Source organism: Rhizobium sp. 007 (assembly GCF_015353075.1).
In the GTDB taxonomy this organism is placed as follows: Bacteria; Pseudomonadota; Alphaproteobacteria; order Rhizobiales; family Rhizobiaceae; genus Rhizobium.
On record NZ_CP064187.1, the window covers coordinates 2818619 to 2839582 of the forward strand.

Sequence of the window (20964 nt, forward strand, 5' to 3'; positions counted from 1 at the left end):
GGAAACCTCATCGAACCCTTGGCTAGACTTCATGCGATCCCAAGTCCGGGATCTCCTAAAGGAGGCACAAGAATGCTCACCAGAACGAAGGTTTCCGCGGTCCAGAACTCTAACAATGTCTGCGCCGACATCGTTGGGTTCGACTTCTCCAACTATGACGACAAAGACATTGCCGCAGTCCGGTCATACTGGCTGCAATACGGCGTTGTCCGCTTTCGCGCAGCCCATATCACCGATCAACAGCAGGTGGATTTTTCCCGTCACTTCGGCGACTTCGTCATCCACCCGAAGCAGTTGCAGGAAGGCGGACACCCTACGCACCGTGAGATCCTGGTAATCAGCAATGTGATGAGGGACGGCAAGCCAAGCGGCGCGCTCGGCAACAGCGAAGCAACCTGGCATACCGATACCTGGTTCTACGAACGTCCGCCGGCAGGAGCAATCCTCAGAGCGATCGAAGTCCCTCCTTCCGGAGGCGATACATATTTTCTGTCGACCTACCGTGCTTGCGAAACGCTTCCCGACGAACTGCGCAAGGCTATCGATGGACGCCAGATCTTCTTCCAGAACGTCTACGACAAAACCGGCAAACTGCGCCTTGGAAAATCCGAGCCGAAGAGCCGTGATTTTCGCGAGTGGAGCGGCGTCGTCCATCCCCTGGTCCGGACCCACGGCGAGACAGGACGCAAGGCTCTCTACCTAGGCGGCACGTCCGAGGGATCCTGGATCGTCGGCATGCCGCTCGACGAGAGCAGCGATCTGATCACAAAGCTCTGGGAACACGCGACCGGTAGTGCCGCCGAAGTCTTCATCCAGAAATGGGAGGTGGGCGACATCATGATGTGGGACAACCGCTGCACGATGCACCGGCGCGACTCCTTCGATCCGAACACCATCCGCATCATGCATCGGACGACGACCGCCGGCGAACGCCCGATCTGACGCACAATGATAGAGACGATCGGAGTTTTGTCGAATGACTGAACCATACCGCATGAGAACGCGGCCAAAGGCCATTCCGCAATCATTGCGAACCCTCCTTGCGGATGTCGAAACCGCAACCATCGGCCATTTCGAATATGTCGGATTCGTGGGCGCGTGTATCACCCCCGTCTTTCCGGCAAAGGCGATTGGAACGGCGATCACGGTGGCCGCACCAGGCCGCGATGGAACCGTCATCTACAAGGCCATCGATCTGCTTACCCCGGGAGATGCTCTCGTCATCTCCCGGGTTGATCAGGACGACGTTGCCTGCGTCGGCGGCGGTGTCGTGGCAGCTGCCCGCGCGCGCGGAGCGGTGGCCGTCATCGTCGATGGACCCTGCACGGACGTCGAAGAGATTCGGGCCAGCCAGTTTCCAGTCTGGTGCCGCGGCGTCTCATCCAAGACGACGAGCCGTCGGCACCAGATCGGCGGCGCAATCAACGTCCCAATTGCGTGCGGTGGTGCAGCCGTGCTGCCGGGCTATGCAGTCCTCGCCGATCACGAGGGCGTCTTCGTTGCCGAACCCTCGCATATGCGCCGCGTCGCCGACTTTGCTCTCAGACGACAACGGCATTCGCTTCAGCTGCGGCCCCATCTTGAGGCCGGCCGTTCCATCTTTGATTTGGACCAGGTCGTATCATGAAAATTTCCCTCATCCAGATGAATTCCCAGCCCGACCGCGATCTCAACCTGCACGCTGCCGAGACCCTGATGCACCAGGCAATGGAACGCGATAGACCAGACCTCATGGTGCTTCCGGAGCATTTCGACTGGTCCGGTGGAACCGCTGCTGAGAAGCTCGCCGCAGCCGACGACATGCCGGGCGGCAAGGCCTATCGAATGCTGCAGGAATTCGCGGCTCGAGAACAGATCTGGATTCACGGCGGAAGTCTGCTCGAAAGGATCGGAGGAAGTTCAAAGATATATAACACGACGGTGGTTTTCGACCCAAAGGGTCGGGAGGTCGGACGCTACCGCAAAATACATCTATTCGACATCGAAGCGCCGGATGGCAAGATCTATTGTGAATCCGAGAAAGTGGCCCCTGGCGATAGACTCTTCATCTACGAAGCGCACGGCTTTAGGATCGGCTGCGCCATCTGTTACGATCTTCGTTTCCCCCGACTCTTCGATGCGCTTTCGAGTGCAGGTGTCGATGTCGTCATTCTACCAGCAGCCTTTACGCTGCAAACGGGTAAGGACCATTGGGAAGTACTCTGCCGTGCGCGTTCTATCGAACTCCAGGCCTATTTCGTCGCCTGCGGACAATGGGGTGGCTATGTCGCAGCGAATGGGGAACGGCGTTTCACCTATGGCAATTCTCTTGTCTGTGATCCCTGGGGCCAAGTGATCGCCCGTGCGGCCGACCAGGTCGGTATGCTTGCTACTCACATCGATCGGGCTCGCGTTACGGCGGTCCGGCAGCTCATTCCGACCGCATCGCACAGGACAAACTTCGAAGGATTGGCTCGAACGTCCCTCGATCGCGGTATCGCCGGCTCGTGCAGTTGTTGCTCCTGTACCGGTAGGCGACGTGACGGTGCTCCAAATTCTTGTAGTGGCGAGACGACGAGACACCCGTAGACTTCGCCGTAGCCATCGTCCGTCCGCCCAACCGGATAAAAATCATGACTCCCTCAATAGCCCAAAGGATCGGCGAATATATCGCCGCGGAATCTTTCTCGCGTCTTCCGCCGGAGGTCATTCACAAGAGCAAGCTTTGCATAATGGATTCGATTGGCTGCCTGTTCGGCGCGCGTAATCTGCCAGTTGGTCCGCTTCGTCTCAGGAGCCGTTTAAGGGGCGCAACCGCATAGCGGGTGGAATCTATGCTTATAAGTCGCCGGTCAGGCGACGCGATCGGTTCCGCAGATGCGGCTGAAAAGCGGACAGGTTGTTTAGCATAAGAGGATTGGCACGCAGCAGTATGCCTATCCTGCGGGGATGCCGGCTAACCGGGTTCCCTGAGGTTGACCTTGCCCGGCAACGTCACTGTAGCTGCGACGGTGCCACCCGGCGTTAGGACCGGAGTGGCATTTAACTCTTAAGCGCCAGCCAGTTCAGACGGCTCCGCGCCATTCTCCGCACAATGAAGATCCGTAGGACTAAGAAAGTTTAATATTGGAAGTTCGCGTGCCTTTTTATACGGCTTATCCCGTTTGCATAGGGGCAGCGCATGAGCGACATTAAGCGCTTAGCTTTAGCGCTAGAGCGGATCACGGACTTAGCCTTGGCGGGAAAGGAAGCGTTGCTGAGCTTCCTCGATGTCATTCATGGGAATGCAGCGAGCCGACCACGAGTAGTTGACTGCTGCACCGGAGAACACCGTCTTTCCCGATACCACGTCGAACCTGCTCACCGTCCATTGGAGGAGAGAACCCAGCCCAATGATCGGCTTTTGACAGCCAAATCGCACGCATTCGAACGCAACGGATTTGGAGGCCGGGGTGCAGCTAAATCCCAGGGTACGGAGTTTCGCGGCCATCGCGACTTCGTTTCCGTCCACTTCGGCAGCCAGTTTCTGCACGAACGCTTCGTAGTCCTTGAGAACGAGTGGCAATGGAGCGAGTGCGTCGTTTCGAACGTCCCCAGCTCGCGCACTGCTCCAGCATCCAAAGCAGGCTAAGAGGACGAGTGCCAGACCGCTTGGTGTTACGAGCCTCGATTTATTGGTCACAACATTGCCTCATCGCCCCATCCCGCCCCAATATCGGCGCAGGGAATGCTCGTCATCCCTCAACACTAGATTTGGCTAGTACCTGTCCGAACCGGATAAGCCTTTTTTATCCACACAAGCATCCCTCCGACAACAAAAACATGTCCCAATCTTTCCTTTAACGGCCGCCACCGAAGTGCGAGATTCTCGTAGCCACATTTGTTGGATGTGGGACCCCAATGGAGGATAGCGATGGAGACCGTAGCCGGATATTTTTCGCATACTGAAATGGCATGTCTCGGCGTCCGCCTCAATGTGGATGATCTTCACAAGGCCGCCAAAGAGGCTTGGTCCGACATGCGTCTCGGACGGGCACACGGCCTGAAATCCGTCCTGTCCTTCAGTGAAGCCGACCTTTGGAAGCAAGCGGAGTTTCAGCCCTATCGTGACGAACTCAAGGGCGAGCGATTGGGCTGGAAGCTCTCTGCGCTCTCCAGCGTCGGAGGCCGGTATGCTGCCGTCAAAGTGGTCGGCGCCAATGCAATAAACCGCCGCTTTGGCAGACCCCGTTCTGCCTCGACGATCATTCTCCTCGACAGCTTCACGCTGCGTCCCCTTTGCGTGATGGATGCGACAGAAATCTCCGCAGCACGAACGGCAACCTACGCCTCGGTCGCCCTCGAGCGCTTCTTCTCAAAGGAAAACGACCTATCCATATTTCTCTTCGGAGCCGGGCCAATTGCAGAGGAAATCGTCAGGGCACTTGCCCACTTTGGAAAGGACATCATCTCGACAATCTACGTGCGCAGCCGATCGGGAGCTTCCGCGCAGCGGCTGGTCGAAAAACATGGACCGACCGCCGGAGTTCCGCTTGAGGCTGCTTCGGACAATCGCAAGCTGCGGGATTGCCGCTTCGTAATCACCGCCTCCAATGCCAGCGCACCCGTCTTCGCAGCGCCGGATATATTCGCGAATGCCGTTCTTCTGCATCTTGGCGGAGACGAAACACCTGTCGACCACATTCAAACGGTTCTTCGGTCAGGCCTCGCAGTCTGCGACGACGTTTCCATGGTATCCCGGCGCAACTCACAAAGCCTTGCGCTCTATTTCTCGCGGATGGGCGCAACGCTGGAGCAACTTGGCCCTTTCCTCGGGATCACCGGCTTTAAAGACGTCGCTGATGTTAAAGACGTGCCGGACCGCCCGATCCTGATCACCTGCGTCGGTCTGCCGATGCTCGACCTCTATGTCGCCGCCCACGTCTACGAAACCTGGCTCAAGCCCGGCGCTGGCGCAGCGCCATCTTCCGGCGCGCCCGTTCGCGGGTAAGTGGAAACTGTGGTGCGCGGAGGCACAAATGTATACGACGCAGATCCTGGCAGATCATCTGATGACCTATCCGTCCGCCGCATTGCCAACCGAGGCGAGACAAAGCGCCCTCTGCTGCATTCTGGACGCGGTGACTGCAGCAGTGGTCGGAAGCGAGATCGGCGGTGCACAGGTGGCGCGCGCGATCGCCCGGCAAGAATTTGGAGTCGGCCGCGCACCGATCTGGTTTACCGGTGAAAGCCTGGGGACAACGGCTGCGGCCTTCTGCAACGCCGCCTCGGCATCCACGCTCGATTTCGACGACGGTCATCGCGGGGCTCGCGGTCATCCTGGTGCAGCCGTCGTGCCCGTGGCTTTGTCGGTGGCTTGTGAGACCGATGCGCCCGCCGACGAAATCCTAGCCGCCGTTGCTCTCGGATATGAGGCCGGTATCCGTGTTGCTGTCGCGCAAAATCCGGATGCCATAAGGAGCCGGCAATCTGGACGCTGGACAGGGTATGGCGCCGTCGCCGCGGCCGGGCGTCTCTACGGCACCGGTCCGGCAGCACTCGCCCAGGCTCTTTCGATTGCCGGAGTACTGGCCCCGAACCAGGAGGCAAACGGAAGCTCGGGCTACGCTAAATGCACTGGAAATGACGTCAAGGAAGGCATCCCGTGGAGCGTGGTAACCGGGCTCCTCGCATTGCAGCTCGCCGAGCGGGGATTTACAGGCCCGCTGGATCTGCTCGATCACCATTCACATTTCGATCCGTTGGTCATCACTGCAAGCTTTGAGCAACCGATGGAAATCTCAAATGTCTATTTCAAACCATACTCCTGCTGCCGCTACATCCATCCTGCTCTTGACTCGCTTGCGGCAGTCTTTCGCCGTGTCGACTTTACGCCAAAGAAGGTCGTTTCAGTAGACGTGCGTACATTTCAGTGGGCGCTTCGGCTTGCCAATTCTGTCTCGCCGAAGACCTTGACCGATATCCAATACAGCCTCCCCTATTGCATCGCGATTGCCGCCATCGATGGAATTGCGGCACTTGCGCCGATTGGCGAAGCCCAACTCGCCAGACCAGACCTATGCGACTTCGCCCGAAAGGTGCATCTGTTGGTCGACCACGACATCGACAGGCGCTTCCCCACGGAAACGCTCGCATATTTGAGCCTGCACACAAGCGATGGTACGACAGTGACCTCTGACGTCACGGCGCCACGCGGCGACAAGGCGCGGCCGATGGATTGGGATGAGCTTGTCGACAAGTTTCGCGGAGCGACCCGGAAGAATCTCTCTCCTAAGGCGCAACGCACTATTCTGAACGGGCTTTCGGCAATGAACAGAGGAGACGCCGCTCCTTTCCTCCAATGCCTGCGTATGCCGTTAATTCAGTGAAATCGTTCGCGCCTTCAGTCGGCAACGTCCGCCGGCGGCATCTATCGCTCCATCAAAGAAAAGTTAGCGTTAAGGTGACTTCCAGTGCTTCCTCGTTGTCGCTTGCCGCGATTTGTGCTGACACTCCTCTTAGGGCCCAAACTTGGATCAAGTTAAGCTGGTATCCGATCTTTTGATTGAATTGGTGTTTTTCGATCGAGACTTCATATCGGGAGACCAGAGGTGATTTCGACCAACCGGGTGACTCAGGCTCTTGCCGAACTGGACGAACTGCAAAGCCTTGACCAACGAACCATCGACGGCTCTCCTCGAGATCCGCGATGCTACTCAGAATGCGAAAGATGCAGACGTCGAAGTCTTTCGTAAGCCGCATTGCCGGCCAATCGACCTGTGAAAGATCGGGCCTTGCTTTCGCAGCCGTTCTCCTTTTTTCAGGCAAGCGCGCACGTCAGGAAATCTTTGAATTGATTCTCTATAGCCGGCACCTGCCTGTGGAAGGTCATACGCCGGCCGCCCGTTCATAAGGAAAGGAAAATCCTTCTCGTTGGATAGTCGATGATAGGCAATGTCGGCCGCATTGACAGGTGAACCAAGGACCATCACTCCTACAGACGTGGCGGCCAAAAGGCTCTTTCGCGGGAGCTTAATTCGCCTGATCATATGTCTTTCCGCTTTTCTGCGCGCTTTAATCTTCGACAAAAAACCGTCTCATTGAATACAAATGACTGGGTTTTTAAATATACCTCAAAGAATCCATGTTTATTTATGTTTACTCTCTTTCCACTGTAACTTGAAAATCCTCTAACCTTCGTCCTTTATAGTAGGCTATAAAACCGAAGGCGTACGGTGTTAATATGTATGGAATAGTTACCTCTACTGTGTTCCATTTTATTTTGCATTTCTGGTTTACTTTACGACATACGAATCCTAGCGTATGCCCATCGGGACCTAACCGAGAATAAGGTGATTTCACCAGTTTGATATCGAATTGAGAAAGCCATTCTCTGATTTTGTCTTCGCTTTGAAGTTCTTCAATGATCCTAAAAAAGCACACCCAGAGGTCGCTTTTTTCGTTAAACGCCTGCCAATATGGTTCCAAGACGAGTTTGGATTTTGGATCGATGCAGCTCTGCACCGTCGACCATTCCGAGATCGAGTGAGCCAAGTCCGGCTCGCCGCTCGCTTCGGCAACCCGATCAATGTCGCTAGTTTGTGATGCCAGGGTCAGCTTGCTACCAAGCAGAGAAAGTGTGAAAACAATCGCTGCGGCGACGCGGACAGCTGTTAACTGATTGAAAATGTCCCCCACGGGCGTACCTGAAGGCGTGATGTCGGCATTATCCATGTCGCCCCACTCTGCACATAAGACATGGGGGGGCCACTTATTCACTCCAGGTTGCTGTGATTTCAATGCAATCTCAAGAGATATTTTTCCGGGATACTAGTTTTGCGAGATATGTGGATAGCGGATCATAACCCAAGCGCCGCGGATGCCTAAACGCCCATGTCGCGAGCTTGCTGATCTGATGTCCGACTCGTTTGAAATTGTGATCCCGCGTGTATTTCCGGCCATGACGAGTATCGGCGGGAATATGCCGGGATCTCACAGACCGCAGATACCAGACCCATACCCGAGTTTACTTCCAAGTATGGGCCAAGTTTTTGTCAATTAAAGGCTTTTTGAAATTATTTATATTGGTCAGCACCAAGCTTTGTTTGGGTCCTTCCGTCAGACTGGCACGCCGTTCCTGACGGCAACACGGCCATCGATTACGACATGCCGGACACGACTAAGGTTCACGTGGTCAACCACGGTCAAATCCGCGCGCTTGCCTTTTTCTATCAGCCCCCGATCCCCTGCCATTTGCGGGAAGACGGCCGCGACGTTCCCGGTGGCAAGCGCTACCGCTGCTGGGGCCGAGAGCTGCTCTTTTCTTACCATCCGGTGAATCGCCTCGAGGATGCCATCCCAATAACCACCCGCGAAGTCGGTCGAAATCGTATCCACGCAACCACCGTCGATGAGCGCATCCAGGTTGGAGGCGTCATTGCGCCAATGCGTGCTTATGCAGTCCAGTGTAGAAACGTCTATAACCGCACCCTTGCTTCTCAAGTCGAGGGCAATCGAAACGGCCTCCTCCGGCAAGAAGCTCGGATGATTGCTGTGCCCGGCGACGATCAGTGCGTTTGGATGTTTTTCAACAACCGCGCTCAACCGTTTTGCAGATGGCGCTGCGTTGTGGAAAATGGCGGGATAGCCGACCCGCTCCGCCTCCTCAGCGATCTCATCGAAACCGTCGAGGGAGAGTGCGACGGATGGCATTACGGATCGTGTGATGATCTCGCGGATGCCCTCCGTTGTGACATGCGGAGACAGGCCCGCACGTTCCAACTCATCCTCCAGCATCGAATCCGACGTTCCACCGGCTTGATCGAGAAAGCGGCCGAGAACAACATCCTTCAGGCGTCTCGCCGTTGCGGGCGTGACCTCGATCCCAGTCTCCCGCAGGACCGCCTCCGGAATGAACCTGTATTCCTGAGCCCCGCCGCCCAATGTCTGCCCGCCGCCAGCCTCTCCAAGTGCAACCGCGCCGGCCGCAAGCATTTCATCGATCGTCGCACTCAGGTGCGGCACTGACAGGCCTCTGCCGTCTACCGCAAGGGCTGCCTGGATGTTCTTGAGCGTATGTGCCGTGGACACGCGAATATCGATTTGATGGCGGACCTCGCCGTCAGAATAGACCTCATCGCCCATTGCCAAACCACAGACATTCAAAAGAGTAGTTGTCCCTTGAAGAAGATGCCGATTGCGAAAATACGCGATGTCGTCAGCACTGAGCGGCGGCGAGCCGCTCGGCATCGACGGTCCGCAAATGCATCCATGGGCATGAGCATTGATGATACCTGGTATGACGATGCAGCCTGTCGCATCAATGATTGTTCGCGCCGCGATTTCGTCGCTCGTCCCAGCATTCCCAATTTGGATATCTGCAATCCTCCCGTCCTTGACGTAGACGGTCGCTCTTTTGTGAAACGTCTTGCCATCGCCGGTGATGAGGGCTCCATTGCGGATAACGATATCCATGACGAATGCTCCTTTTTAAGGGCCATGATGCGGTTCTAGCTGTCGGTCTCCTCGCCCGGCCGATCCGCCGCCCCGTCCGGATCATCCAGGCGGGAGGCGTCCAGCATGTATCCGGATGACCTGACCGTCCGGATCACATCGGAGCCGCCTGCCACATTCAATGCCTTGCGCAGCCGCCCGACATGCACATTGACCGTCTTGGCATCAACGTAGCGTCGCTCCGGCCAACCAGCTTCGATGAGTTGCGCGCGGCTGCAAGCTTGCTCACGGTTCTCCATCAAGAATTGCAGCAACCGGAATTCGATTGGTCCGAGATGAACGCTGATACCAAAGCGCCTGACACTGTGCCGGACAGTATTCAGTTCAATTCCCGCATAGGCGAGAATGCGTCCATCGCCCGCCGAAGGATGCGAGCCGGACTGGAACAGAACCCGGTTCCGCAGAAATCCGAGCAGCTTGGAAGGCGCAATCGGCCTGACGAAATTCTCATCGATTCCAGCCTTCAGCAGATCGATGAAGCGGCCCTCCGCACCCGGCCCGACCAGGGCGACCGTCATGATCCCTACGGTCTGCGGCTCCTGTTTCAGCCTCAGGCACGTGTCTGGCGCAAGGGTTTCGCCGGAGCGACAATCGAGAAGGATCGCGTCGACGTGATTTTCGCGCGCGAGATGGACAATCTCCTCCACGCCCGAGCCCAACGTCACGTCGTATCCTTCGGCTTCCAAAATGTGGACAAGCAACAGGTAGTAGTCCGCGTCGGTTGAACCGATGAGGATCTGAGGCCTCCTCGACGTCAATTCTCTCTCCCTTGGCGCCACTTTCCGATCGTTCACGACAAACCCACATCCGGCTGAACACCGCGCGAACCACGGAGAAGGGCTTAAACAGTTGCATTTCTACTTGCTGGCTCCTGACTCCGGCGCACACGCCGATACGGTGCAGGGAAGAGTACGTGGCGGAACGCAGAGCGCCTTCTATTCCCACTCCTAAAACACTCGAGCCATTAGGCTCGCGTCATGCCGCGACATCATCGCGCTTTTCAATTGCCGATCGGTAGCCGACGGGGCGAAGGCGTTCGAAGCTTTCCGCGTTTGCAGGAAGGGTTCCCGCAACGGCAATGGTATTTCCAATGGGACACGGCACCCCAAGACGCTGCATTGGCCAGCCGGCACGCTTGAGAATTCGTTCGAAACGCAAGTCGGTCGCCGTGACGATCTCATGAAAGCCGCTTGCGATCGACCATTCGATGATGCCTGCAAACATCATGAGCGTTGTCTTGTGTAGAAAGCCGCCTGCATGAGTTTGGGCGAGTGACGTATCGACGCAGAAACGTGAGCTTTCGACCATGCGTGCATGCACGTCGAGACTGCGCGATGACAGCAGTTGCGGGAAGGTGTTGGCGAGCATTGTCGGCCCCATCGACGGAAGAAGCCTGGCACAACCGGCAACCTTGCCCGCCGACGATACGGCAAGGATGTAAGTGGGATCGAGTTGGTCGTACTCGTCAGCCTCAAGGCCGTTCCTGACCTCTACATCCCAATTCAGCCTGTCGCGAAAGACTCGGGCACGCAGCCTGTGCATTGAATCGATCAGGTCAGCAAACTCACCGCAAGCGGTCGCCCGAACAGTCAGTATCTGCATGAGCAACTCCGATACAAATTGGTTCACTGCGTATTGGACACCAATCTCCTTCCTTAGGCGACTAATAGAATTAGCAGTCGAGTCCGCCGGCAAAGCGTGCACTAAGTCAGGCCGACGGTTGCGCCAGGCCCGGGCCTCGACGGCCGTTGAAGGCGTGGGCTCTCCCAGCGAGTCAAGGAGGTAGCGGTCTGGTGGCAACGAGATGGCGGTCGACAATTAAAGCTGAAACCCATAGGCATGCCGCCGAGAGCTATATCTTGGCGTCGAACCCGGGCGACCTCATTGAGCAGCTTTCCTTGCCGATCTCGAATCTCGCCCGGATGGTCAATGGCAACGGGACGGAACGGACGCTGTTCTTCGACGAAGGCAAGGCAATTGTCCGGGGCTTCGAGGGAGGCCTCCTGTTATGGGTCGGTGCGAGCAATCTCGTCGTCCGCCACGCTCTTCAGCTACTGCTTGAACACGGCCTTTTTCTCGCCACGTCGGATGAGCGGATGGTGATCTCTTGGTATCTAAGTGTCGGCAAGCCCTTTGCGGTGATCGAGGGGCTGCTGTTTGCAACGCCTCGCGACGGTGCCAGATGCAATACGCATCTGCGATGATCTTGATCGCCGTCTGGAAGAGAACCTACTTTCTAGATACCGTAATCGACGACCACCAGAAGCGAGAGCGCAGAGATTATCAGCAATGCACCAATTACCACGATCATCAATTTAGCACTGTACGACTGCCATTCCATTCGCCATATCCTCAAATTGAGGGACGTTGTAGCGCTAGGAAACACTGAGGGCCACCGGCCAAAGGGGCGATATTCCGTCGCAGGGTTAACCGTCGTTATTTCACGTCGCCAGCCTCACAGGAATGCTGGCGCGCCCCATCCTAGCTTAGTCTAGCGGCGAAGAGGTAGCGCCGGAAAATTCCAGTTCCTGCTAGCCCAAGCCCAAAATCGGGAGCACCTCATCCCTATCTCGCTCTTGCACTTGGTTGGAGGTTCCTGGCAGGTGACTACGAAGATGTCTAGTTCGATGAACAGCTGTTGAAGAACGTTTGAGGCGGCAACCTGCCAATATGATGTCGTTCGTTAACGAGACCGGCTCGCCGTAATGTCACCACGAAAGCAAATTTGCGATGAAGCGAGGATATGCTTGGTGCAGAAAAATCAGGTTATCGAGCTGTTCCCAATTGATGTCACCGTCCTGACGAGACCACAATTCTGACTGGTGAATTCCGCCCATTACGAGCACGGCGTCAATTCCCGAGCGGTTTGCGCCGAGGACATCGGTGTTCAATCCGTCCCCTATGCAAACTACGGAAGACGGCGGCAGCGCCAGAACACCGAGTGCCTTTGCATAAGCCTGCTGATGTGGCTTTCCGAAATACCATGCCTTTCCGCCGATTGTCTCGTAACGTGCCGCGATGGCGCCAGCGCATTCCAGGCGCCGGTCGCCGATCAGCACCTGCAGATCCGGATTGGCACAGATCATTGGCAGTCCTCGATCATGGCAGGCATGCAGCAGCGCGTCCCTTTCGGCAAGAGTTTGCTCCTCGAGCGTCCCGGTGACCAATACGAAGTCGGCGTTTTTCACTGCCGTGACGGCACGCTTCCCTGTTCCCGCCATTAATTTCGATAGCACTCTTGGGCCCATATGGTAAAAACGCCTTCCCAATTGCAGGCGCCCGCCGCCTTCAGTTCCAGATAGCGCTTCGAAGACCAAGTCACCGGACGTGATCAACGCGTCATAGAGCGCGTCACTAATCCCCACCCCCCGGAGATGGTGTGATACCTCCTGTTTGCGGCGCGGCGAGTTCGACAAGAGGACGACCCGTTTGCCGCGCGCGATAAGATGAGCAAGGCAGTCGATTGCTCCGGTAAAAGCAGTTTCGCCATCGTGGACCACGCCGAACAAATCGATAATGAAACCGTCGTAGGCTTCCGACAGCTCAGAAATACCCGTGAGAAGAGTTGGCCTAGCGAATGCCATCGCGCTTTGCGTCCTCATGTTTTTTGCCCTGAGCCTGATGGTTGCAGCCACTCGGCAAGAAGGTATGACGTGGTTGCGCAAAGGACCAGAGCGCCGCCCAGAACGCGAGATGCTGCAGACGATGCCCGATTTGCTACGCGAGCATATTGCGCGCATCGAGCGCGAGCGCAGCGTCCGGTTCGATCTCGGCGAGGCATTGTGGACCAGCCCCGCGCACTGCAGCAAGTCGCTTATTGCAAAGCTCGCTCTTGCAACGGAGAGCCTGGGCGTCAATCCGGTGCTTGTCCCGTCAGGCGGCGGCCACGACGCCGCGGTTTTCTGCGAGGCTGGCATACCCTCCGATATTCATCCGCAATAGAAACGGGTCACATCGTGCGGTGGGTTACTTCCTGCTCGGCAACGCTGCACGGCAGTTTGCCGACGCTACTATGCCGAAGCTTTGCAAGTTGATGTTGCTGATCGCGAGCTTGCAAAATTGCAATCCTATGCCTCGCAACTCGATGGAGCTTTCTCTACTCCGGATGCAGAGAAGCGGCGTTCCGCCCTTTCAATCATCGCCCAGACGCAAGCCGCTGAATCGGCGTAACGAGACGACTAAGGATTCGGCGAGAAGTTCAGCGTTATGGCTGGCTACGCACGATTTTGAAGGTCAGCTGCGTAGTACAGCGCTGGGTCGGACACCGGGATTTTGACACCCGCGAGATCTGCCATCTCGATCAAGGCTCCAAGGGCCGCCATTAATTCCGGGGGCGCGCACAGGCAGACGGCCAGTAATTCGCCCTCAAATTGCCACTGCGCAAGCGGCTTGGCTCATGGTCCACATCAGGCGTGCGGAGGGAGGGGTACACCTGCGAGTTTGGCCTTGATCCAGTCTGAGACGCGATAGTAGCGCAGCATCAGTTGCGGACCGTAGCTCATATAGAAGGGCGCGACGGTCAACGGCTCAAGCTTCAGCGCCAGGTCCTGCGTGGGCACGCCTTTTGCCCATTCCGAAAGAATGCCGCCCAGCATACTGCCGGTGGGCACGCCGCGGCCGGAAAGGCCAGTGAGAGCCACGACACCAGGCGCCAGGTCATAGAGACGCGGGACGGTTTGGTATTGCATATCCAACTCACCAAACCAGAAATATTCCCAGCGGATATCCTGTTTGATCTGCGGGTGCAGCCATTTCAGCCGGTCGCTCATGACGGTGCGGGTATAATCCACGTCGCGGCCGCGCCGGCCCATGGGAAACATCGAGGCGACGATCCGCCCCTCGGCATTGTATTTGTAGACAAAGATATCGCCACGTCCATCATGAATGGTCGTATTCTGCGGTAGGACCGACCTGCGCTCCTCATCGGAAAGCGGCTGTGTCGCCGCGACAAATACCTTCTGGATCTTGAATGTCTGGTCAAGCTTCGGCCAGCCGCCGACCGTGTATGCGCCGGTCGCAAAAATCACCTTATCGGCCAAGACCTTGCCCCTGTCCGTGCTGATCACCCAACCGCTGCCTTGCCGTTGGCATCCGGTGACGGGCGAATTCGTGTGGATTACGCCTCCCTCCTGGATCACCGCACGGGCAAGGCCGCGAGAATAACCGAGCGGGTTGAGATGCCCTGCTTCTTCATGCATCCAACCGCCATAAAAGCGGTGGCTACCCGTTACCGCTTCGACTTCGTCTCGATCAAGAACGCGCGTTCGAGCGCCCACGGCGTTATAGGTCCGAACCTTCTCCTCGATCGTCTTCATCATGGCGGGATAGGAAGCCCCCATGACGTAGCCATTCTGCTGCCACTCGCACTGAATCTGGTAGCGCTTTATCATATCGGAAACGCGATCGTTGGCGCGGGTTTGGCGGACTATCAATCGTTCGGCCCAGGGCTCGCCGAGCATCTTGCGCAATTCCGGCAGGCTGTAATGGGTAAAGGTCGGGGTGCAATGTCCGGCATTGCGACCGGATCCCCCAAAGCCGATCTCTTCCCTTTCCAGAAGCACGACACGAAAGCCATCCTGGGCAAGTTCCAGTGCCGTCGTCAGCCCAGTATAACCACCACCGACGATGCAAACATCCGCGTCGACCGTGCCTTGCAGCCTCGTCGTGTCGGGAGCTGGCGTGGCGGTCGCATACCACAATGTCGTCTTGAAAGGAGAAAACGTGCGCATCGTCTCCTCTCAGCTAAGATCGCTGCGGGCGTCGAGCGCGTCACGCAGGCCATCGCCGATGAAGTTGAAGCTGGTGACGGCAAGCGTAATGGCAACGCCGGGCACGATCGCCAGCCATGGCGCCCTGTCGAGATATTGCTGCGCGCCGTTCAGCATGTTGCCCCAGCTTGGTAGCGGTGGCTGTATGCCATAGCCGAGGAAGCTGACATAGGCTTCAAGCAGGATTGCACGGGCGACCGTCAGGGTTGCTGCGACGATGATCGGGCCAATGGCATTGGGCAGCAGTTCGCGGAACATGATCCAGCTGTTGGAAAGGCCGAGCATACGCGCCGCCAGCACGAAGTCGCGCTCGCGCAACGAGCGCACCTCTGCCTCGACGATGCGGGAAATCTCCATCCAGCTCGTCACCGCGATGATGACCGTGATCATGAAAGGGCTCGGCTTGATGAAGGCCGCCAGCGCCAGAAGCAGAAAGATACTGGGAAAGGACAGGAAGGCGTCGACGAAGCGCATTAGCGCTGCGCCGACGCGTCCGCCATAATAGCCTGCACAGACGCCGATGACAGTACCGATCAAGGTGCTGAGCAACATCGCAAAGAAACCGACCAACAGCGAAATACGGCCGGCCATGAACAGGCGCGCTGCGATATCGCGGCCCAGCGGATCGGTGCCGAAAATATGGTAGCCTGTCAGGGGCGGCGCAAAGCGGGCGCGCAGATCGATGTAGAGCTCGTCGTAGGGAAGGATAGAGGGACCGACAATGCAGGCGAGCGCCAAAACGGTAATCATCAGCAGTCCGAGCATCGCTAGCCGGTGACGGGCGAACCGGCGGAAGGTCCGGCTTTGCCACCAATGCGCTTTCGCAGAGCGGGAAATGGATAGGGTTGCGGACATGGTTTTTCTCCTAACCCAGCCGGATGCGCGGATCGACGAAAGCGACGAGAAGGTCGGCAATGAGACTGCCGACCAGCACGAGGATGGCGGAAAACATCAAAAGCCCCATGACGACAGGATAATCGTTATAGCCGAGACTATCGAGGAACAGCCGGCCCATACCCGGCCAGGTAAACACCGTTTCGGTGACCAGCGCGCCGCCGAGGATGGTTGGCAGCTGCAGGCCCGCAAGCGTGATCATCGGCAGCAACGCATTGCCAATCACGTGTTTCATCAGCACTCGTCGCTCCGAAAGCCCCTTGGCCTTTGCCGTGCGCACGAAATCCTGGTTGATGACGTCAAGCGTTGCGGTGCGCATGTAACGGCTCCAGACCGCCACGTTGACAAACGCCAGAACCACGGTCGGCATGATCAGGTGAATGGCATAGTCAGCGACTGAGCCGTCGCCGATTGTGTACATGTTCCCGGCCGGCAGCCATTTCAGCTTGAGGGAAAACAGGTAGATGGCGACAAGGCCGAACCAGAAAGTCGGGATCGACAGCGCCACCATAGCACCAATGGTGGCGGTATAATCGAAGATGGAATAGCGCTTTGTTGCCCCCTTGATCCCGACCCAGGTGCCGACGGCGATCGAAAGCACGGTCGAGGACCCCATCAACAGTAGCGTGGCAAAAAGGTGACCCATTATAATGCCGAGAACCGGCTGGCTGTCGCGGTAGGAGCGGCCCCAGTCGCCTTGCAAAAGGTGCCGCAGCCAGTCGAGATATTGTATCGGCAATGGCCGGTCGAGGCCCATCTGCTTAGCAATTCGGTCCAGCGCTTCTTGGGTCATTCCCGGTGTCAGCGCATATTGCGACAACGGACCACCGGGCGCCAGATTGAGAACTGCAAATCCGATCATGGACACCAGAAACAATAGGATCAGGCTTTGCCATAAACGGCCGAGAAGATAGCGCAGCATCGCAGTCTCTCCGATTGCTATTGTGGACATCAGGTCAGGGACGTCGAGATGCTTCGTTGGACCCTCCCCCGAAACGGGAGAGGGTTGCTCAAAGGCAGGCGGCCTAGGAAGCCCAATACCAGCTTCCGACGTTCCAGCTGTCGATGCGCGTATTGACGTTCGGAACGACGCTTTCGGCACCGGTCTTGTGGCCGCGCACCTGCGCGTATTGGAAGACCGGCATGAAGGGCAGATCGGCGCGCATGATCTCCTGAATCTTGAGATAGATCTTCTTGCGCTCCTCCGGCACGAAGATTTGGCCACCTTCGGTTAGGAGTTTGTCGACCTCGGGATTCGAATACTGCCATGTATTCTGTCCGGCGCCACCCTTGGCGCCGATCGACGTCGATTTGAAATAGTCGGACGTATCGGGATCGGCGCCGGTCAAAAAGTCGATGCCGACGACGACGGAATCGAACTGCGACATCATCCAGTATTCGCCCCACATTACGGCGGGGGGCAGGTTGGAAATGGTCATTTCGACACCGATATCCTTGAACGACTGCTGCATGAACTGCTGCACCTGTTCGCGGATATGGTTTCCGGCAGTCGTCGAGTTGGAGAAGGAGAGCTTGACGCCATCCTTGGCGCGAATACCGTCGCTGCCCGGTACCCATCCGGCATCATCAAGGATTTTCTTGGCCTTTTCTGGATCATATTCGTGCTTCGGCAGGTCGGGATTTGCATAGAAGGACTGCTGCGGCATGTAGCTTTCGGTCGGCGTCGGCAGGCCATAATACAGGGCGTCGATGATCGTTGCCTTGTCGAGCGCATGATAAAGCGCCTGACGAACTGCGAGATCCTTGAACTGTGGCTTCTCCATGTTGAAGGTGACGGATTCGACCGTAGACCCCGGCACGACGAGAACGGCCTTGCCTTCAAGCGCTTTGGCTTCTTCATAGTGGTCGGGCGTGATCCACTGCAGGCCCACCACGTCGATGTCGCCCGTCTTGAACTGCGTATAGAGAACCGTGAGATCCGGAATATACTTGTAGATCACGCGCTCAAGATATGGCCCGTCACCGAAATAGTCGGCATTGGCTTCGAGCGTGATGTGATCGCCGGCGACCCGCTCCACCCATTTGAACGGGCCTGTGCCGATCGGAGCAGCGTTGAAGGGCGCCGTGTTCTTGTCTTTTTCAGCGCCCAAAGCGTGTTTCGGCACGATGAAGGTCGACGCCAGGATCGACGGATAGGGTGCAAACGGCTTTTCCATTTTCCAGGTGATTTCGGTGGGTGAGACCACCGTCAACTCGCGCACCAGTTCATGCCCCGTCTTGCGCCAGCTGCGGAAATCCGGATCGACCAGCAGCTCCAACGTGAACTTGACGTCCTCGGCGGTGAACGGCGTCCCGTCATGCCATTTGACGTCCTCACGGAGTTTAACTTTCCATGAAAGACCGTCAGCGGAGATGCCGCCATTCTCGACACTCGGCACCTCCAGCGCCAACGCCGGCGTAAACTTGCCTTCGGGGGAAATGGCAAAGAGCGGATCGAAAAGGCTGAAATGAATGCCTTCATCGACTTCAATATGCGGCATATGCGGGTTGAAAACAGTCGGCTCCTGCGAAAAACCCACAATCATCTGTCCGGTCGGTTTGGCTGGAGGGGCGGCTGCGAATGCCCTGCCGCGGCCGAGAAGATTGGGTATGATCAAGCCGGATGCGCCGGCCATCGCCATCATGGTCAGCGCCTGGCGGCGCGTAGGATTGAGAATCGCATTCTTGGTTTCGTCAGACATCGGTCTGCTCCCTTTGCTGTTGCTCAGTCACTGTTCCACTTCGTTTTCTGCACGTTATGCGATCTGCCTTCTTTATTCGGGCAGACTAGAAGCCGCTGATCAGCTCGATCTTCGAGCCATCGGAGAAGCGTGAAAAACGGAAATCCTTAGGGTCAACGACCGGCGGCCGGCCGGTAACGATATCGGCCATCAGCCGTCCGGCGGCCGGCCCGATGCCGAAGCCATGACCGGAAAAGCCGGTGGCTATATGGAAGCCCGGGATCCTATCAATCGCTGAAATGACCGGCACGGCATCCGGCGTCACGTCGATGTAGCCGGCCCAACGCTGGGCGATCTCCGCCTTCTCGAAGACCGGAAAGGCCTTCTTCAGGTTGGCGAGCGCCAGGTCGGAAAGCTTGGTTGCCGGCTTCGGGTCGAGCACGCGATTATATTCGAACGGGCTTGCCTCATCCATCGCCCAGCGGTTGGCGATGCGCGCCTCGTCGAAGAAGCGGACTCCCAGACGGAACCTCAGCGAGCGCCACTCTTTGCCGAGCGCCGGCATGAAATCCTTGGCATAGCGGAAGGATTTCGGGACGATATCGACGACATTCTCATGACCAGATGCGATCGTGTAGCCGCCATCCTGGCGTTTGCGCACAGCAAACCCCTTGGACCAGATGGCCTGTTCCGGCCCGCCTTCCAAGGGGCTGGTGCGCAGCACCGAATTCATCACCTTCAATTGCGGCAGGTTGATACCGAGATTACCGGAAAACAGGCTCGACCAGGCGCCGCCGGCCAGCACGACGGCAGAGCAGGCAATCGGACCACGCTCGGTGATGACACCCGATATCTTGCCGCCCGATGTTTCAATGCCGCGGACTGCGCATTCCGTCAGAATAGTAGCACCCCTGTCGCGCGCAGCTTCAGCGACCGCCGGAGCCGCTTTCTGTGGCTCGGCACGACCGTCGGCGGTAGTGTAGAGCGCGCCCTTGATGTCCATGTTCGCATTCGGGAACATAGCCTTGAACTCGGTGCCGCTGAGCATCCGTGAGTCGAGTTGATAACCCTCGAGATTGCGCTTCCAGCGCTCATGATCTGCAAATTCCTGATCGTTGGCACAGGTGAACATGATGCCGGCGCGGGTATAGCCGGTGGCGCGGCCGGTTCTTTGATCGAGGCTGCTCCAGATCCGCAACGCCTCCGCCATCAGCGGCACTTCGCGCGGATCGCGCCGGGAAATGCGCACCCAGCCCCAGTTGCGGCTCGACTGCTCATGCCCGATGCCGCCCTTTTCGCACAGCGCGACCCGCAGGCCGCCTTCGGCCAGTTCGAGTGCCGTCGAGGTGCCGATAATGCCACCGCCGATGACGACGACATCCACTTCCTTGGGCAGGTCAGCATCCCCGTGGACAGGAACAACGTAAGGTCCCGGCATTCAGTAGGACTCCTCAAGCTGGCAATTGATGGTGAATTCGGCGACGCTCGCCTCGTTCGGCAGGTCCAGCAGCATGGCAATGATGCGGGCGAGATCACGCGGATCGGTCATCTGGTCGTCGGCGCGACTGGTGATGCCGCGCGCCATATCAGTGGCAACGAATCCCGGGCAGACCGCGGTGGCGCGAATGCCGAAATCCCAGCCCGTGTGGCGGATGCCATGCGCAAGTGCAATTGCGGCGAACTTGGACATCGAATAAAGCCCGGCAGTCGCACTCTTCACACGCTTGCCGGAGAGGGAGCCGAGAATGATGACCCGGCCGCGGCCGCTGGCCGTGAGCTGTTCCCAAGCCGCCTTGGCAAGCCGGCGCGGTGCCTTGACGTTGACCGTCATCGTTCGGTCGAAGTCGTCTTCGTCTGCCTCGATGACTGTTTTTGGGATCATGATGCCCGCATTCGCAATGATGGCGTCGATGCGGCCGAACGTGGCGATGGAGGCTTCGACCCAGGATTTCTCACCTTCAGGATCATAGGCATCGTACGGAAAGACGATTGCCGTGGTGGAATCTGCCCAATCCGGCTGAATCGGCTTGCGCATGCCGAGCGACACGCACCATCCCTGACTGTTCAGCAGCCGGGCCGTCTCCGCGCCAATGCCACGATTGGCTCCCGAAATTAATACGACACGTTTTGCCGGCATGGCACGATCTCCG

At 57.6% G+C, this 20964-nt stretch carries 19 protein-coding genes; 7 read left to right on the forward strand and 12 right to left on the reverse strand.

Features of this window, described 5'->3' with window-relative positions; translation table 11 throughout:
• Window positions 1-72: 72 nt before the first annotated feature.
• From ISN39_RS13970 to ISN39_RS13980, 3 genes are read left to right on the forward strand one after another with little or no spacing between them, the layout of a single operon-like run.
• Window positions 73-942, forward strand: coding sequence for a TauD/TfdA family dioxygenase (locus tag ISN39_RS13970; RefSeq protein ID WP_194727913.1), 870 nt, complete (start codon window positions 73-75; stop codon window positions 940-942).
• Between the two features lie 34 nt (window positions 943-976).
• Window positions 977-1627, forward strand: a complete 651-nt coding sequence (locus ISN39_RS13975; RefSeq protein WP_194727914.1) for an RraA family protein — start codon at window positions 977-979, stop codon at window positions 1625-1627.
• Window positions 1624-2568 carry a carbon-nitrogen hydrolase family protein gene (locus ISN39_RS13980; protein ID WP_194727915.1) on the forward strand — a complete coding sequence of 315 codons (945 nt, stop codon included), beginning with the start codon at window positions 1624-1626 and terminating at the stop codon, window positions 2566-2568. Before ISN39_RS13975 ends, ISN39_RS13980 begins: the two co-directional genes overlap by 4 nt.
• A gap of 640 nt (window positions 2569-3208) precedes the next feature.
• Here the strand turns inward: ISN39_RS13980 and ISN39_RS13985 are convergent.
• Window positions 3209-3511: a hypothetical protein gene (locus tag ISN39_RS13985; protein ID WP_246763212.1), complete on the reverse strand. Its 303-nt coding sequence runs from the start codon at window positions 3509-3511 to the stop codon at window positions 3209-3211.
• A gap of 381 nt (window positions 3512-3892) precedes the next feature.
• Between ISN39_RS13985 and ISN39_RS13990 the strand changes: the two genes are divergently transcribed.
• Both ISN39_RS13990 and ISN39_RS13995 read left to right on the forward strand, forming a co-directional pair.
• Window positions 3893-4969 carry an ornithine cyclodeaminase gene (locus ISN39_RS13990; protein WP_194727917.1) on the forward strand — a complete coding sequence of 359 codons (1077 nt, stop codon included), beginning with the start codon at window positions 3893-3895 and terminating at the stop codon, window positions 4967-4969.
• A gap of 28 nt (window positions 4970-4997) precedes the next feature.
• A complete protein-coding gene (locus ISN39_RS13995) occupies window positions 4998-6347 on the forward strand; it encodes an MmgE/PrpD family protein (RefSeq protein WP_194727918.1) in 1350 nt (449 codons plus the stop codon).
• 769 nt (window positions 6348-7116) lie between these two features.
• Here ISN39_RS13995 and ISN39_RS14000 read toward each other — a convergent pair.
• The 4 genes from ISN39_RS14000 to traI form a co-directional block, all read right to left on the reverse strand.
• Entirely contained in the window at window positions 7117-7692 is a 576-nt protein-coding gene (locus ISN39_RS14000; RefSeq protein ID WP_194727919.1) for a hypothetical protein, read from the reverse strand.
• A 384-nt stretch (window positions 7693-8076) separates the two neighbouring features.
• The gene (locus tag ISN39_RS14005; protein ID WP_194727920.1) at window positions 8077-9432 is read right to left on the reverse strand and encodes an amidohydrolase family protein; all 1356 of its coding nucleotides are present in this window, start codon (window positions 9430-9432) and stop codon (window positions 8077-8079) included.
• Window positions 9433-9467: 35 nt separating this feature from the next.
• Window positions 9468-10229, reverse strand: a complete 762-nt coding sequence (locus ISN39_RS14010) for a response regulator transcription factor (protein ID WP_194727921.1) — start codon at window positions 10227-10229, stop codon at window positions 9468-9470.
• A gap of 217 nt (window positions 10230-10446) precedes the next feature.
• A complete protein-coding gene (traI, locus tag ISN39_RS14015; protein ID WP_194727922.1) occupies window positions 10447-11073 on the reverse strand; it encodes an acyl-homoserine-lactone synthase TraI in 627 nt (208 codons plus the stop codon).
• A gap of 257 nt (window positions 11074-11330) precedes the next feature.
• Between traI and ISN39_RS14020 the strand changes: the two genes are divergently transcribed.
• Window positions 11331-11675: a hypothetical protein gene (locus ISN39_RS14020; RefSeq protein ID WP_194727923.1), complete on the forward strand. Its 345-nt coding sequence runs from the start codon at window positions 11331-11333 to the stop codon at window positions 11673-11675.
• Between the two features lie 504 nt (window positions 11676-12179).
• On the opposite strand, the gene ISN39_RS14025 is transcribed toward ISN39_RS14020, so the two are convergent.
• Complete coding sequence (locus ISN39_RS14025) at window positions 12180-13055, reverse strand: TIGR01459 family HAD-type hydrolase (protein ID WP_194727924.1); 876 nt, start codon at window positions 13053-13055, stop codon at window positions 12180-12182.
• 64 nt (window positions 13056-13119) lie between these two features.
• Between ISN39_RS14025 and ISN39_RS14030 the strand changes: the two genes are divergently transcribed.
• Window positions 13120-13413 carry a hypothetical protein gene (locus tag ISN39_RS14030; protein WP_194727925.1) on the forward strand — a complete coding sequence of 98 codons (294 nt, stop codon included), beginning with the start codon at window positions 13120-13122 and terminating at the stop codon, window positions 13411-13413.
• A gap of 464 nt (window positions 13414-13877) precedes the next feature.
• Here the strand turns inward: ISN39_RS14030 and ISN39_RS14035 are convergent, their stop codons facing one another.
• The 6 genes from ISN39_RS14035 to ISN39_RS14060 all read right to left on the reverse strand — a co-directional run bounded on the left by ISN39_RS14035 (window position 13878) and on the right by ISN39_RS14060 (window position 20951).
• Window positions 13878-15200: an FAD-binding oxidoreductase gene (locus tag ISN39_RS14035; RefSeq protein WP_194727926.1), complete on the reverse strand. Its 1323-nt coding sequence runs from the start codon at window positions 15198-15200 to the stop codon at window positions 13878-13880.
• Window positions 15201-15209: 9 nt separating this feature from the next.
• On the reverse strand, window positions 15210-16094 hold the full coding sequence (locus tag ISN39_RS14040) for an ABC transporter permease (RefSeq protein WP_194727927.1): 885 nt from the start codon (window positions 16092-16094) through the stop codon (window positions 15210-15212).
• A gap of 10 nt (window positions 16095-16104) precedes the next feature.
• The gene (locus ISN39_RS14045) at window positions 16105-17055 is read right to left on the reverse strand and encodes an ABC transporter permease (protein ID WP_194727928.1); all 951 of its coding nucleotides are present in this window, start codon (window positions 17053-17055) and stop codon (window positions 16105-16107) included.
• A gap of 103 nt (window positions 17056-17158) precedes the next feature.
• Window positions 17159-18835: a peptide ABC transporter substrate-binding protein gene (locus ISN39_RS14050; RefSeq protein WP_194727929.1), complete on the reverse strand. Its 1677-nt coding sequence runs from the start codon at window positions 18833-18835 to the stop codon at window positions 17159-17161.
• An 85-nt stretch (window positions 18836-18920) separates the two neighbouring features.
• Window positions 18921-20252 (reverse strand): FAD-binding oxidoreductase, encoded by a 1332-nt coding sequence (locus ISN39_RS14055; protein WP_194727930.1) that lies wholly within the window; start codon window positions 20250-20252, stop codon window positions 18921-18923.
• Window positions 20253-20951, reverse strand: a complete 699-nt coding sequence (locus ISN39_RS14060; RefSeq protein ID WP_194727931.1) for an SDR family NAD(P)-dependent oxidoreductase — start codon at window positions 20949-20951, stop codon at window positions 20253-20255.
• Window positions 20952-20964: the final 13 nt, after the last annotated feature.